General features: G+C 41.3%; 13 protein-coding genes. 6 read left to right on the forward strand and 7 right to left on the reverse strand.

Translation table 11 applies throughout. From position 1 onward, the window contains the following. Positions 1-81: 81 nt before the first annotated feature. Together ACL6C3_RS00100 and ACL6C3_RS00105 are read right to left on the reverse strand one after the other, a co-directional pair. Positions 82-288 (reverse strand): hypothetical protein, encoded by a 207-nt coding sequence (locus ACL6C3_RS00100; RefSeq protein ID WP_413164206.1) that lies wholly within the window; start codon positions 286-288, stop codon positions 82-84. A gap of 126 nt (positions 289-414) precedes the next feature. Then, on the reverse strand, positions 415-717 hold the full coding sequence (locus ACL6C3_RS00105; protein ID WP_413164208.1) for a hypothetical protein: 303 nt from the start codon (positions 715-717) through the stop codon (positions 415-417). A gap of 164 nt (positions 718-881) precedes the next feature. Between ACL6C3_RS00105 and ACL6C3_RS00110 the strand changes: the two genes are divergently transcribed. The 3 genes from ACL6C3_RS00110 to ACL6C3_RS00120 all read left to right on the forward strand — a co-directional run bounded on the left by ACL6C3_RS00110 (position 882) and on the right by ACL6C3_RS00120 (position 3243). Continuing rightward, positions 882-2171, forward strand: a complete 1290-nt coding sequence (locus ACL6C3_RS00110; protein WP_413164209.1) for a glycoside hydrolase — start codon at positions 882-884, stop codon at positions 2169-2171. 60 nt (positions 2172-2231) lie between these two features. After that, positions 2232-2708, forward strand: coding sequence for a phosphate-starvation-inducible PsiE family protein (locus tag ACL6C3_RS00115; RefSeq protein WP_413164211.1), 477 nt, complete (start codon positions 2232-2234; stop codon positions 2706-2708). A gap of 82 nt (positions 2709-2790) precedes the next feature. Further along, positions 2791-3243: a nitrate reductase associated protein gene (locus ACL6C3_RS00120; protein ID WP_413164212.1), complete on the forward strand. Its 453-nt coding sequence runs from the start codon at positions 2791-2793 to the stop codon at positions 3241-3243. A 12-nt stretch (positions 3244-3255) separates the two neighbouring features. Here ACL6C3_RS00120 and rimM read toward each other — a convergent pair whose 3' ends face one another. Then, a complete protein-coding gene (gene rimM / locus ACL6C3_RS00125) occupies positions 3256-3858 on the reverse strand; it encodes a ribosome maturation factor RimM (RefSeq protein ID WP_413164214.1) in 603 nt (200 codons plus the stop codon). Positions 3859-3962: 104 nt separating this feature from the next. On the opposite strand from rimM, the gene ACL6C3_RS00130 reads away from it, so the two are divergent. Together ACL6C3_RS00130 and ACL6C3_RS00135 are read left to right on the forward strand one after the other, a co-directional pair. Then, entirely contained in the window at positions 3963-5111 is a 1149-nt protein-coding gene (locus ACL6C3_RS00130; RefSeq protein ID WP_413164216.1) for a tetratricopeptide repeat protein, read from the forward strand. A 41-nt stretch (positions 5112-5152) separates the two neighbouring features. Beyond that, on the forward strand, positions 5153-5587 hold the full coding sequence (locus ACL6C3_RS00135) for a hypothetical protein (RefSeq protein WP_413164217.1): 435 nt from the start codon (positions 5153-5155) through the stop codon (positions 5585-5587). A 22-nt stretch (positions 5588-5609) separates the two neighbouring features. Here ACL6C3_RS00135 and ACL6C3_RS00140 read toward each other — a convergent pair whose 3' ends face one another. The 4 genes from ACL6C3_RS00140 to ACL6C3_RS00155 form a co-directional block, all read right to left on the reverse strand. After that, positions 5610-6245, reverse strand: coding sequence for a hypothetical protein (locus ACL6C3_RS00140; RefSeq protein ID WP_413164219.1), 636 nt, complete (start codon positions 6243-6245; stop codon positions 5610-5612). 693 nt (positions 6246-6938) lie between these two features. Further along, positions 6939-8468: a UDP-N-acetylmuramoyl-L-alanyl-D-glutamate--2,6-diaminopimelate ligase gene (locus tag ACL6C3_RS00145; protein WP_413164221.1), complete on the reverse strand. Its 1530-nt coding sequence runs from the start codon at positions 8466-8468 to the stop codon at positions 6939-6941. A 249-nt stretch (positions 8469-8717) separates the two neighbouring features. Then, on the reverse strand, positions 8718-8993 hold the full coding sequence (locus ACL6C3_RS00150) for a glutaredoxin family protein (protein ID WP_413164223.1): 276 nt from the start codon (positions 8991-8993) through the stop codon (positions 8718-8720). A 44-nt stretch (positions 8994-9037) separates the two neighbouring features. Next, positions 9038-13234, reverse strand: a complete 4197-nt coding sequence (locus tag ACL6C3_RS00155) for an EAL domain-containing protein (RefSeq protein ID WP_413164225.1) — start codon at positions 13232-13234, stop codon at positions 9038-9040. 556 nt (positions 13235-13790) lie between these two features. On the opposite strand from ACL6C3_RS00155, the gene ACL6C3_RS00160 reads away from it, so the two are divergent. After that, complete coding sequence (locus ACL6C3_RS00160; protein WP_413164226.1) at positions 13791-14543, forward strand: GDSL-type esterase/lipase family protein; 753 nt, start codon at positions 13791-13793, stop codon at positions 14541-14543. Positions 14544-14582: the final 39 nt, after the last annotated feature.

Below are 14582 nucleotides of genomic sequence, written 5' to 3' on the forward strand. Positions count from 1 at the left end.
GAGTTCTAATTGACAGAAGTATCACCAATGCCTGATCGATCTAAGATGTTCAAGATTTTCTGAATCTGACAATTGGTCAACCTATTCTAATACAATTTGTCCTAAACGTTTTAAAATTTTCAAGACTTCACCTAACTCATGGTTTCGGGGAAATAGAGAAAACGTTCGGGAAATATCATATTGTGAAGTATCGCTTTGAATGAGTTTTAGGAAAATAAATTCATCGCCATTTGTCGCCAAACCAAACGCGGGAGAATTAGCTTGAGGATTGGCTAACAGATAAGCCAATAATTGGGGAAGTGCGGCTAAAACGGGAATGCTGTTTCGTTTGGATTATACGGTTAATATCCACAGTCTATTTTGTAAAATTAAAGCATCAATAAAACCTCTAATTTTTTCATCAGGATCATCAAGTTATAATTCAACTCCATAGGGTGAACGAATGCGGAACGGAGGATCGAGAAAACCCGCCAATTCTAACAGGGGAGAAACGACTATTAAATTAACCGTACCTTCCAACAATAAATGATCGACTCTATGATAGTCATAACGCCGCTTTATTCGCTCTATTCCTGCTTGTTCCTGCTCATTTAGAGCGGGTAAATCTTCCGTCCACTCCCGAAAAAAGTCATCTTGATTTGTTTGATACAAACCGAAGCGAGTTTGCAAATCTCCGAAAGTTTTGATAACATCTGTAATTGCCGTACCGCTAACCATAGATTAGAATTTGTAGTGTGCTACCAACAGTTTAACAAAATTAACCTTGATCGCATTTTCCTAAAAACAATATTTCAAATGTTAAAAAAATTGATAGAAATTCGCGATCGCCAGCAAAAGACGTTAACCTATTTGTGAGTACAAGAATCAATAATATTTTCCTGATGTCATCAAATAATAACGCCAATCCTCTCGCCGTATTTGTTCCCTGGCTGCATATGCACCAACCGCCAATTTGGGTCGGTCAGGGTTCAGATGCGAGACTGATTGGCAATTTAGAAAAAATGCTCAACGGTGAACCCAATTCCGAAGAAAGTTGGAACGCCCAATGGTTCGCCCAGGCTTACAAAAATCCGGCTCGTTATGTGAAAAACCTGAAATCCGAGGGTTTAAATCCTAGAATTATGGTCGATTATTCTGGCGTTTTGTTGGAAGAATTAGCCAAACTTTCGAGCAACGGACAATTTGATCGCCTCCACGTTGACGGAGAAACAATGGGGGATGTAATTAGCTTGTGGCGGGAAGTTTTAAGCGAACATTCCGAGGCGGTTGAATTTGCAGGAACCGCTTACAGTCACTGTTATTTTCCCGCAACTCCCGAACGGGATCACGAAGCCCAAATTCTGGAATGGCGGCGAGTTTTTGCCGATTTATTTGGAACGGAAGCCCTCTCAAACGTGCGGGGATTTTGGCTCCCAGAAATGGGAATGACGGGGGAACCTTCCGAAGCTTTACGACTAATTCGGTTGCTGAAAAAATGCGGTTATGAGTGGATAATTTTACCCCATGCGGCGTTAGAATATCCAAGCGATTGGAGTACCCCAGAAGTCGAAAATCGGGTGCATTGGTTGGTGGTTGAATCCGGGGGAGAAACGGAACGAATCCTCTGTGTTGTCCGCGATACCGATATGGGAATTCGCCAACAAAGCGGTCAAAATACCGATGGATGTATTCAAGATATTCGCTACCGGGGAAACACGTTAAAACAGTCAGAAATTCCGCCTTTAGTGGTGCCAACATCCGACGGCGAAAATGGCAATGTGATGATGTTTGAGTATTTTAAAAACTCCTTTGCTCCGTTGTTTCGACAATCAAACAACTGGTCGGATATTGCTTTTTTAACCGTTAGCCAGTATATTGATCGCTATGTTGCCCACAATCCGGCTACGGAAGTTCGCCTCAAATCAACCGGGGGGTCTTGGATTGGCGGACATCAAAGCTGGAATGAAGGAGACTTGCGCCAGGGGGTTTTGAAAGCGGTTGAACGGTTGAGTCAAGTCTGTGCGGCTCGCCGAGACTCGACAAATTCATCGCTCTCTCCCGAACAAGAACGGGCGTTATTGTTGTGTGAAACCAGTTGTTTTGTATACTGGGGTTCTGACTTTTGGGCGTCTCAAGCCAATCAATGTTTAGCCTGGGCTGAGGGTTTAATTGCTGAAACGGTCTATCAATAGCTTGGTTGCAGGCTCAAAAACCGCTACAATCTGAATAAGTTTTACAGATTTGATTAAATTATGGGGCGGTTGAAAAAAAAGTTTCAGTTCCTGAGTTTCTGGTCTAATGATGAAAAATTCATTGACTTTTTAGAACATATTGAGGTCATCATCTCCAAAATTCTCTCTTTGGCGATGGTGGCTTTAATTATCTCCGCGACCGGACATTTACTGGTTTTCCTATGCAAAGAGTTACTTTTTGATCCCGAGCTTATTTTTAAAGATACTCTGTTTGAAATTTTCGGATTGTTTTTAAATCTGTTAATTGCATTGGAGCTTTTAGAGAATATTTCGGCTTATCTCCGAAAACACGTCATTCAAATCGAATTGGTGATTGTCACCTCTTTAATTGCGGTGGCGCGAAAAATCATTTTGTTTAATCTTGATAAGAAAAGCGGCATTGATTTAATGGGATTGGCTTTGGCTTTGTTTGCTTTAGCCATTAGTTATTGGATTATTCGTTACACGAATTCTAATCGCAATGATGATTATCATTAAATCGAATAAAAATCTTGAGATTTAGTCTGAGAGTCACAGCGCTATACTAATCGAAAATAATTGATTTTGAGGAGAAATTGTGATGAGTTATTTTTTTGAATTTGAGGATGATTTTGTAGCGTCTTTGCGTTGTATTCCGATGATTGTTCGCTTCAAACTCGATACCTGTGGGGTAAAATTAAAATTAGCCCATTGGAATCAATTCCCCCAAAGCGAACGTCAAACTTTAGTCGAACAACCGACGACAACCCCGGAAGAAATCAAAAGTTATCGCCATCTGTTACAACAATTCGCCGAAAAATATACCGATATTCCCTTAAAAGACTTACCCGTTGAGGAAAATCCGGCTTGGTTAGATACAGAAAAAATTCCCGAAACGGTCGAACAAAAAGCCGCAGAAACGGGCGTTAAACTCACCCTAGACCAGTGGCAAAATTTAACACCGCTTCAGCGCTTTGCACTAATTAAACTCAGCCGTCCGAGTCACGAAAATCAAAACTTTCTACCCGCCATGAAAGAATTTAACCTCGTTTAACCGCCCAAAATTTTACTCTAATAATCCCTCGGGAGGTGTAATCTCAATTTGCCCTTTTTTCAAGTCAACAACGGGAACAATTTCTTCAACAAACGGAATCAAAACTGTTTTGGGTTTTCGCCGGCGTTTTTTGCGGGGAGTGGGAGCAATATCAGCAGAAGATTCATCGAAATTTTCAGGTGTTTCTAAAGCCGATGGATAAAGTTCTACCTCTAACAAATCATTTCCGGCCGGCACCAAAGCGATCACAATACCAATCACATTTTGAGTGAGTTGGTTGAACACTTGCAAACCAATCAAATCCAACAAATAAAATTCGTTTTCTTCTAATTGAGGGCGATCGCTTTGAGAGACAAATAACGTGCTATCCCGCAAGGCTTCCGCTTGTTCTCGAGTTTCAATTCCAAGCAATTCTACCACATACAAACCCTTACCGGGAATCTGACGGCCTCCGAGAAGTTCTATCGGTTGGGGTTCAGACTGTCCCGGTGACAACAGCCAACGCCTCCCCGGTTCAAGAAAACGTTCTGGGAAGTCGGTATTGGGTAAAACTCGAACTTCACCGTATAATCCTTGGGCGGCTACAATTTTACCAATCTCAATCCACTCAGACATGATAAGATTTCTACACTTACAGGCTTAATAAACTGAATAAATCTATGGGAACAGGTGTTCTACTTTGGGGTTCACGAGCGTCAATCAACAAAATAAAAGGTTCGATGGCGATTCGATTATTATTTTGGCGAGTTCGTCAACAAATCGATCCAACTCCAAATCAGTTGACTTTTGGCGGTTGGATGATCCTTTTATCAATTATATTCTTTCCGAGTCTATCTTTTGCGACTCCAATTTCGGTTTTATCTTTGCAACCAACGGGGACTCCAGTTGCTCAAATTCCGATTTCGACCGAACAGCAGGACAGGGAAAACTTAATTGAAGCGGAAGTGGATCGCGCTTTTCGTCGTAAACTTTCCACTGTAAATTTGTTGTTAATTCTGCTGTTAGTGCTGCCAACTTTAGCGGCCGGTGGGGTGTGGTTTTTGCTATCCAAGTTAACCCAACAAACGGTTTTAGCCCAACAGGAAATTGCCAGTCTCAAAGCGGATGCGCTATCCCAACTGGAAATAATTTTATCAGAAGCTCAGACGATTTTATCCGATCTTCAACAACAAAATATCGAGGTTGAACGCCGTTTAGAATCTCTCAAATCCCAATCAAATCTTCAATTTCCTCAACAAGTTTCTCCCGACAGTCCCCAAAATTTAAAATTGGCTCAAGATTATGCCAAACAGGGGGATAAATTCTTTACCCAAGGCTGCTATGATGAGGCGGTTGAGGCTTACGATCGCGCTTTACAACTCGATTCTCACGGGGTAGAAGTGTGGAATAATCGGGGGGTAGTCTTAACGAAATTGCACCGCTATCACGAAGCGATCGCCTCCTACGAACAAGCCTTACAATTGCGTTCCGAATATGCGGACGCCTGGAATAATCGGGGTGTGGCGTTGGGGAAATTAAAATATTATGAAGCGGCGGTTTTATCCTACGACCGGGCGATCAATCTCCGCGAAAATTATGTGGATGCTTGGAATAACCGGGGGTTTGCGTTGGCTCAACTGAAACGCTATGAAGAAGCGATTGATTCTTATCAAAAAGCGGCTGAGTTAAATCCCGATTTTTATTTAGTTTGGTACAATCAAGCCCGCTGTTATGGAATGCAAGATAAACTGGATTTAGCTCTAGAAAACTTGGAGCGAGCGATGAATATTAAACCCGCAGTTGTTAGGAATTTAGCCAAAAAAGAAACCGATTTTGAGTCTCTTGTCCGCGACGAACGATTTCAAAGTTTAATCCAAAATCAGAGTTAATTTTTAGCCCAAAATTAGAGATATTTTTGTTGTTTTGTGATATGATTAAATTGAGTCGGTTATGGGGGTTAATTCTTGCGGTTTCGGTGAGTTGCCCAACTGCGGTTTTCGCGGAATCTATTTCTGAGAATTTCGACAACAATAGTCGGCTTTTGAGGGAAATACAATCGGAAGTTGATCCGACGGTTCGCCGCCTAACTCCCCTGCTGAATACGGGAATTGTGGTGGCGGTTTTGGTTTCCACTTCCAGCGTGATTGGTGTTCTGGTTTTGTTGGGGATGTCGGTTCAAAAAATCCAACAGACTCAGGAACAGATTAACACCATCAAACAGGATGCTATCTCCGACCTGAGCGAAAGATTATCAATGACTCAAGCCCTGGTCAATGATCTGCAATATTCCATTCAAAGTAGCCAAGATAAAATTGAGAGAATTTCATCTCAAACCCCGCCTTCTTTTCCCAGAGAAACCGATTAGTTTTGCAGTTTCTCTGGAAGAATTAAGATTGATTGACCCGCCTGTTACTTAAAACAGTCCCAGGTTGACCCTGTAAATAATCTAAAATGAAATCAACCGTTTCGGGTTTAATCCATCCTTTGGTAACAGCAATTTCTCCAAACCGTAAATTGGTGTGGTACTGTTCTTTTAAAATGGCATCAATTTGCAAATCGTTGAGCAGTTTAGCCGATTTGAGATACTGTCCAATCGGTTGCTTGGGTTGAGTCCTCATTTGGATTAAAGACTCCGCAAAAAAATCTACTGTTTCTTGGCTTAACCATCCATAACTGACGATGATTTCTCCAATCCTCATATAATTATGGGTGGTTTGCTGAACTTTTAAGGCTTGAATCACTTGAGATTCCGATACCAAACCCGCTTTCTTCAAAAGATAGCCGAGAGGTAAAGGATTAACGGATGATGAATGAATGAAAGTTGGCTTGACTTTTTGGTTTTTAAAGACCAATTCCATTAAAGAAATTGGTACGGTAATTGGCCAGAGAAAACTTACTAAAAGTAAAATTTTCCAGGAATCGCCATCAGTTATCGGAGTTGTGGAATCACGAAGTAATAGTGTCAACCAAACAAAGAAAGCTATCAAGCCGCCAATGCAGTAGATGACCATTATTAATTTCATAAATTTGCGAGTGTTTGTCCAGATCGAAAAACCTTGTCCCGCTTTGCCTTTGGTACTTCGTCCCCAAAAAACTTAATCGATTTTCAGTGATAAAGCTTCCACCCAGTAGAGATTTCTGCAAACGGGGCTAAGTTTCTTAACTACAATATTAACAAGGCTGTGAACACAATATTATCAAAATACTGGCTCGATCGCCTGATCTCGGTATCCGACCCACACCCAAATAGTAGAGAAGTCATTTTCTGCGACCCTATTGAGTGAAAATATCAACTCATTTTGAGTCGATTTTCCAGTCAATATTTCCCAAAAGGGGAACGCTTGACGTTACTATAACGTTCTGAAAGTTGAGTTTAATTAACTCCAGTCTTTGCAAATTTTAGCATATATTTAAATTTTGATCTTTTTTTTCCAAACCCATCTAGTTGATTAGATGGTAAAGATTCAGATTTTATATTAACACGTAATCTCTCACCATTGAGCTATCAAAAGGCTTAATTTTTGTGAAGGTTTCTACGGGAGGAGATAGACGATAAAATCAAGAAAAAAGGGAGAACTAGCAACAGAGGTCAGACTCAACCGACTCCGAAACTTAGCCCTCCAGAAAACGCAAATCTCCGCCCTTTTAAAACCTGCAATTTCATGCCGACAGACCTCTAACAGTTACAAGCTGTCAAAGATCTGCACACTCAGAAACTAGGACTGCGGAGATTGACTAGATGAAATTCTCATCAAAAGCGCATCTCTGGCTTGTTCGCGATCGTCAAAATGAACCTTCTCCGTTCCCAAAATCTGATAATCTTCGTGGCCCTTTCCGGCGATCAAAACCCCATCACCGGGTTTCGCCTCTAAAATCGCTTGGCGAATGGCCTGAGCGCGATCGCAGATAACAATCGGTTTAACCTCCAAATCAATACCCGCCAAAATATCCTCTAAAATCCGATTGGGATCTTCAGTGCGAGGATTATCAGAAGTCACCACCACCACATCGGCCAACTCTGCGGCAATTTTGCCCATTTTCGGGCGTTTAGTGCGATCGCGATCGCCCCCGCAACCAAACACACAAATCATATCCCCCGGAATAAACGGACGACTTGCCTTTAACAAATTCTCCAAACTATCGGGAGTGTGAGCATAATCAACAATCACACTAACATCCTGTTCGGAATTCACTTGCACCCGTTCCATCCGTCCGGGTACGCCCAAAAATTGGGGTAACTTTGCCACCATCGCCGACAGGTCCAAACCGAGCGCCAAACCCGCACCGACGGCCGCCAGCAAATTGGATAAATTGTACTGACCCACCAAAGGCAACTCAAAAGCCGCTTCCCCTTGGGGGGTGTGCAAAACCCCTTTAACGCCGTTGGGTTCATAAACCAGTTGATCGGCCCACAAATCGGCGCTAGAATCGTTAATGCTATAACTCCAAACCGGATGAGTTTTTAAACACCGTTCAATTAACCGTTTTCCATAAGAATCATCAGCATTAATAATCGCCCGACCTTTCAAATATTGGGGACTAAACAGCAACGCCTTCGCCTCAAAATAATCCTCCATCGTCGGGTGATAATCGAGATGGTCTTGGGTTAAATTGGTAAACACCGCCACCTCAAAAGGACATTGCAGCACACGTCCCTGGTGGAGAGCATGAGAACTGACTTCCATCACCCCATACTGACAACCCGCTTCCACCGCAGAAGCTAACTTTTGTTGAAGTTCCACCGCAAAAGGAGTGGTGTAGGCGGCCGTCACTTGCTCGCCCAACCAGCGAGTGTAGAGCGTCCCAAACAAGGCCGTTGGTTTTTCGGCCAATTCCAGCAAATATTCAATTAAATGAGTGGTTGTAGTTTTGCCGTTGGTTCCCGTTACCCCCACCAGTTTAAGCTTTTGAGCCGGATCACCATAAAAAGCGGCCGCCACTTGAGCGCAACTGCTCGTCATATCGGCCACCGGGATCACACAGGGATGTTCTGGGTTATCGCTGGAGGTGGGTAAGGTTTTTTCGGCAGCAGTTTGGGAGACTATGGCCCCGACTGCGCCGTTGGCGATCGCAACGGGCCAAAAATCCCCGCCATCAACTCGGGTTCCCGGCATTCCAATAAATAAATCCCCCGTTTGACAGGCGTGGGAATTGGTGGCTAACCCCTTAACTTCCTGTTCAAAAGCGGGATGAGGTTTCAACTCGGACAGATCGGCAACTTTTGCGAGTAACTCCTTTAATTTCATCACAACTCCTCACCAACGGTAATGGTTTAATTTTGCATCATAATCGTAAAAGGACAATTTCCGCAGGGGTTCACTCCTAAACGGAACTTAACCGACAAGATCTTAAGTAAAAGCCTTGTTTGTTTACGGCGTCTGTTATGAGTTACTCCCTTTTCTACGGACTTGTACACCACATTTCCAAATATTTGGCAACGAGATCCGGGGAATTGGTGAAGTTGGGGTTGTTCGGACTCGGATCGGCAGTTACAATTACAGGTACTTGCGTAACATTTGGTCTAACTGCTTGACAGTGCTGCGGGGAGATGATCGAGGTAAAGGTTCTTCCCCACACTGATAATCCCGCTGTCTGCACAATACCGGAATGTCATATTCATAGGCTTTGAACCAGTCGTCTTGGGTGGTAATGTCTCGCACTTCTAGCTCAAATTTGGACTCACTTTCGGGATCGGCGAGAATTTGTTCTAATTTTTCTTGTAATCCTTCGCACAAATGACAGCCCGGTTTGCTATAAAGAATTAACAGCATTTGACACCCTCATGCGTTGTTGTTGTGATTCACAATTCTATCAGCTATGAGTTTAACAGAAATTGGGTCGCCTGTTCGGGATTGAGCGGTTTAGAAAATAGGTATCCCTGACCCATTTCACAGTCAAGTTCCTCAAGCAGTTCTTTTTGTTCAACGGTTTCTATTCCTTCGGCGATCACGTCTAAATCGAGATTGTGTGCTAAAGTGACGATCGCCCGAATGATTTGAACTTGTTGGCTGGATTTTCCTGAAGGGTCAGAAGTTTTGGGTTGTAATCGTCTGACAAAAGACTGGTCAATTTTTAGGGTGTTGAGGGGGAATTGATGCAGATAACTCAAAGAAGAATAGCCCGTCCCAAAGTCATCAATTGATAATTGTATTCCTCGCTTTCGCAGTTCCTCTAAAACGATACTGGAAGCTTGGAAGTTTTTCATAATGATACTTTCGGTAATTTCCAGTTTTAAACAGTGGGGATTGCAATCGGTTTCGGCTAAGATGCGATCGATAGTTTCGAGTAAATTTGGCTGTACTAATTGTTGACTCGACAGGTTCACACTGATTGTTAAGCTTGGAATAGAACCGTTCTGAACCTCTTGTTTTTGTCCCGCTTTCGAGTAAGACTGTTGCCAAATTGTAAGTTGCTGACAAGCTTGTTTTAAAATCCAACTTCCTAAAGGAATAATCAATCCGGTTTCTTCCGCGAGGGGAATAAATTCGCTCGGAGAAACCAATCCGCGAGTCGGATGTATCCAGCGAACCAACGCTTCAAAACCCACGACTTTAGCGCTTGGGAGTTTAACAATCGGTTGATAATAGACAACAAATTCTCGGGGTTCTACCAAAGGATTTGGGGAGGAAAATAAAGGTAAAATAGACGAATTGATCATCCGAGATTTGGCAATTTCCAACCCCAATTTTTCTTCGGCGTTTAATGAGTTTAGGTGGGGATATTTAGCCGGTCCAGAAATAGCTTGTCGCAAGTCCGTTTCTAAGCGCAATAGGGCGATAGTATGTTGTTGCATGGTTAGGTCAAAGAGTTCATACCTCGCCCTTCCTTTTTCTTTCGCCCGATACATCGCAATATCTGCATCTCGTAATAAGTCTTCAGGATTGTTGTACAAAAGACATTGATAGTTTTGAGAATTGGGTGAATTCGTTGGATCAAAAGTACAGGTTTTTTGACTGGGAACAATTCCAATACTGACCGTTGTAAAAATATCATGTCCTTGTACGTGAAAGGGTTGAGAAAGAGTATCGTGAATTTTTTCCGCCATTAATAGCGCATCCCGACAGCCTTGTATATTGTTTAATAATACCGTAAATTCATCGCCTCCGAGCCGAGCAATGGTATCATGGGAACTGACACAACCTTCCAGTCGGCGAGCAATTTCAATTAAGAGTTGATCGCCAATTAAATGACCCAAACTATCATTAACCACTTTAAAGCGATCTAGGTCAAGAAATAGCAGCGCAAATTGATAATCTAGGTGTTGTTTAGAACGCTGTAAAGCCTTTCGGAGTTGTTCGTTAAAAAAGCTGCGGTTGGGTAAATGAGTCAGCGCATCGTGGGAGGCTTCATAGATTAATTGGGCTTCTGCTTTTTTGCGATCGGTAATATCTCGGATAATCACTTGGGTGGCAATTTCCCCTTCATAGTTAGCGGGAATTCCGGCGACTTCTACATCAATAATTTGACCGTCAATCCGAATTAATTTTTGTTCTTCTAAAGGCACAGAAACCAGTTTTAATTCGGTTTTATCGATGTTATTTCTCAAAGCATTTAAATATTCGGGATGAATAAAATCATAAATAGATTTACCCAGAATTTCCTCGCAAGAAGCACCACCTAATAATTTAGCACCCGCACAATTAATATACACAAATTCACCCCGACGATGAACCGCGATCGCCTCCGGGGAAAGTTCAACCAAACGACGATAACGTTCTTCACTTTCTCGCAAAGCCGCCTCAGCTTCGGCTTGTTTTTTTTGAGTTTCATCAATACCAATAAAACGACCAATACTCTGAGCCATCAATTCAATAATCTCTCGTTCTAAAGACTGAAAACCTTGGGTTCTTTCCTGAAAAGAATAAAAATTAAGCGATCCATAAATCACGCCATTGACCCAGATGGGTGTGCCGATATATGATTCTATATTGGGTTTTTTATTTTCTCTAGTATTGTCAGGTTTTCCCGGTTGATTATCGTTTTTTAAAATCATCGTTTTTCTGTGCTGAATCAGCGTTTTAAAGTTGATTTCCAAAATTGTAAACGAATTTTTCGGTTGTAATTCTTCCTGATAAAATTCCGCCGCTTTCATGTGTTCGGCGTTTATATTGAGTCGAGTAATTATACCAATGGGCAAATCAAAAATTTTACATCCGGCTCGCAGATAATCCGCAAACATTTCTTGGATATTGTTATAAATTCGCGTCGAAATTTTATGCAAATCCTTCAAAGAAGAAAGAAAATTAGTTAAATCTTGAGATTTTTTAGCAAGGGCAAGTTCATAATATTTACGCTCGGTAATATCCGATTGAATTCCGATAAAGTGAGTCAGATAACCTTTGGGATTATAAACCGGAGAAATTGACAATTCATTCCAAAACGCCGTTCCATCTTTGCGATAATTTTGAACAACCATATTACAAGATTGACCTTCAAGAATCGCTTGTCTAATTGTTTCAAAGCTTAAATTGTCTCTATTTTCACCCTGTAAAAATCGGCAATTTTTGCCCAAAACCTCTTGGGGACTGTAACCCGTAATTTTTTCAAAACCGGAATTCGCAAAAATAATCGGATTATTTTGTTGAGTAGGATCGGTAATCACAATCCCATTATTACTACTATCAATCGCCCGTTTCATAACTTGCATCCATTCCTCAGAACGATGACGTTCAATAGCGCTGGCTAACACGTTCGCAACCGCTTCTAAAAAGTGAACATCGTCCTGAGTAAACTGACGATATTGACGAGTATGAACCGCTAAAATTCCCCATACACATTGATAATTTGCAGCCGGAAAGGAGTCAAATTCTGTTAATGAATTCTCTCGAAAATCGGGGGTTTCTTCGACCGTTCCCGGAATAATAACACTCACCCCGCTAACAATGCGATGGTTGTGCAGCAGAGGAGGGCCAGAAAACCGGGTTTCTACCCGCAAGTCTTCCACGATAACGGGTTGTTGGGTCGATAAGGTGTATCCCGCTTGCGACTCCAGACTCGCACTGACACTGGCATAACCCACCAGTCCTCGATGCCAACCCACCCCCGCACGCAGAAAAAAAGCATGACCATTCGGCATTAATTCTAATACTTTGCAGTATTCAACATCTAGGGTTTTAGCCATCAGAGAAACCGCTTCATTCAGAAGTGTTGATAAGTCCAATCCGGCTAAGGCGCGTTGTCCTAAATGAGCAACTGCGGCTTGTTGTTTTGCCTGTGCTTGTAGGGTAGCGAGTAAGTTATTTTCGACAACAGATAAAGATGTAGGAGGGTCGATTTGGCGACTAATACTAATATAAGCACTCAGGCAATCGGACTCATCTGCTAGGGGAATAAATGTGGTTTCACACCGTCCTTTTGTACCATTTTTATGAATAAAATCCATTTCGTAAATTTGTTGGCGATTAACTTCCCCTAAAGGTTCAAAAGGTTGGGAAGTCTGTTGAGAGATTAAAGAAATCAGAGGGGCAAAAATCGATAGGTTAAATTCGGTGATAAACCGACTAATCACTTGATATTTAGAATATCCAAACAGTTGTTCTGCGGTGGAATTCCAGTCGATAATTTGACCGTTAACATTGATTACAACAATTCCTTCTTGGAGATTTTCCAATTGACAAAGTTGGGAGATTGTTGTATTACAACCTTTGGGAAAACGGCGAAGATAAACAAAGCTAACGATAATTGCGGGTTCGTCATTGTAGATGAAAGATTCCATTGACAGGGAAGCCCAAAAACTCTTTCCATTTTGGTGTTTCAGTTGAACTTCTAGGTCATGGATCGATCCTCTTTGGTTCAAATTATTTAATAAAATCTGACAGTCTTCTTGGCGGAAAAAAAGATGATAGATAAAATAGTTTTTCTGTGTTTCTAAATGCAATCCTAGAACTTGAGTAAACCGAGGATTTGAGCTAATTAAACCTTGATCGTTAGCCCTAAAAATGGCCAAGGGTACGGGCATACATTCAACCCAATTCTGAATTTGATTGTGACTATGTTTTTCTATACTGTTCATCTCAAGTCCTGCATGAAGCTACCTGATAAATAATCCAATTCATTCTTCTATGAGTGAGAGTCTTGTTTTAAAGTTCAGGAGGAAACTCTCAACTCATTTCCTCAAATATTTTTTTGAAGACAAGCCAATTTTAATTAATATTTTTTCTGGGCTTACACCAATATTAAAATTCATTCTAATCTTTCCCCCGCTGATCAAGTTGTAATTTTTCCCCTAAATTAATTTTACTGAATTTCTTGAAATCATTATGATTTTCTTCAAAAAACTTTAATATAGAGAAGGGGATGAGGATAATGGCTGATCGCAAAAATCCTGATTTTCACCTTCTTGAGGTATAACTTTCTGTTTCATCTCTAGCGGAAAATACGGTTGGTTCATCTAAACAAGCTGGAGTTTCTCCGTAAAAATACTGATTTTTCAATCTCATCGAGTGATTTAGATGTATTCAAGCCGCACTCCCCCCTTCTCAGTCCGGGTAGACAGTTGTCGATAAAAAATTATAAAATATACACATTAAGCCCTTGATATTTAATCCATTATTTCGGTATAAAACGGTATGAAAGCCCCAAAATTTTCCCTTCTGTTGAATGTTTTCCTTTTAATACTCTTGGGAAGTTCAATAACTTTAAATTTCCTTTTATTTAACGTTGGTAAAAAATATTATCTAGAACTAAATGCAACCCGTTTAGATCCCTTGGGTTGGGGAAAGTATCCTCTCGACTCCAACCCACCCGCGAAAACCAATTCTAAAGTGCGTTTGATCTTTTTTGGGGACTCCCGATCCGCCAGTTGGCCATCACCTGAGGTTGAGGGATTTGAATTTATTAATCGGGGAATTGGTTCTCAGACTTCCATCCAAACAATTCAACGCTTTGAACAACATATTACCCCCCTAAAACCCGATGTTGTCTTGCTACAAGTTGGGGTTAACGACTTAAAAACGATTCCGTTATTTCCCTGGAGAAAAGAATTAACAATCAGCGATTCTAAAAGGAATATTCAAGAAATCGTAGAAAAATCAAAAGCTTTGGGTGCGGTGGTCATTTTAACCCCTATTTTTCCCGTTGGAGACATCCCCCTTGAACGTCAACCCTTTTGGTCAGATGAAGTGGGTCTGGCGATTGAAGACGTGAATACTTATATTAACAGTTTGGCGGATGAAAATGTAATTATATTTGATGCGTTATCGGTTTTAGTTGATGAAAAAGGAGTTGTAAAACGAGAATACCAAAAAGATGAATTGCATCTAAACTCAGAAGGATACAAGGTACTCAATCAAGAGTTTGTCAAGTTTTTAAACTCCCTCTAATTCAACACAAATGTCAAGCGTTAATTTCAAAACTATAGA

The sequence above is a fragment of the Capilliphycus salinus ALCB114379 genome, assembly GCF_047276495.1.
GTDB lineage: Bacteria > Cyanobacteriota > Cyanobacteriia > Cyanobacteriales > Microcoleaceae > Capilliphycus > Capilliphycus salinus.

Excerpts from the sequence above, each read along its gene's own strand:
- ACL6C3_RS00105 (WP_413164208.1), bottom strand. The coding sequence starts at position 717 with ATGGTTAGCGGTACGGCAATTACAGATGTTATCAAAACTTTCGGAGAT.
- ACL6C3_RS00110 (WP_413164209.1), top strand. The coding sequence starts at position 882 with ATGTCATCAAATAATAACGCCAATCCTCTCGCCGTATTTGTTCCCTGG.
- ACL6C3_RS00115 (WP_413164211.1), top strand. The coding sequence starts at position 2,232 with ATGGGGCGGTTGAAAAAAAAGTTTCAGTTCCTGAGTTTCTGGTCTAAT.
- ACL6C3_RS00120 (WP_413164212.1), top strand. The coding sequence starts at position 2,791 with ATGAGTTATTTTTTTGAATTTGAGGATGATTTTGTAGCGTCTTTGCGT.
- rimM (WP_413164214.1), bottom strand. The coding sequence starts at position 3,858 with ATGTCTGAGTGGATTGAGATTGGTAAAATTGTAGCCGCCCAAGGATTA.
- ACL6C3_RS00130 (WP_413164216.1), top strand. The coding sequence starts at position 3,963 with ATGGCGATTCGATTATTATTTTGGCGAGTTCGTCAACAAATCGATCCA.
- ACL6C3_RS00135 (WP_413164217.1), top strand. The coding sequence starts at position 5,153 with ATGATTAAATTGAGTCGGTTATGGGGGTTAATTCTTGCGGTTTCGGTG.
- ACL6C3_RS00140 (WP_413164219.1), bottom strand. The coding sequence starts at position 6,245 with ATGAAATTAATAATGGTCATCTACTGCATTGGCGGCTTGATAGCTTTC.
- ACL6C3_RS00145 (WP_413164221.1), bottom strand. The coding sequence starts at position 8,468 with ATGAAATTAAAGGAGTTACTCGCAAAAGTTGCCGATCTGTCCGAGTTG.
- ACL6C3_RS00150 (WP_413164223.1), bottom strand. The coding sequence starts at position 8,993 with ATGCTGTTAATTCTTTATAGCAAACCGGGCTGTCATTTGTGCGAAGGA.
- ACL6C3_RS00155 (WP_413164225.1), bottom strand. The coding sequence starts at position 13,234 with ATGAACAGTATAGAAAAACATAGTCACAATCAAATTCAGAATTGGGTT.
- ACL6C3_RS00160 (WP_413164226.1), top strand. The coding sequence starts at position 13,791 with ATGAAAGCCCCAAAATTTTCCCTTCTGTTGAATGTTTTCCTTTTAATA.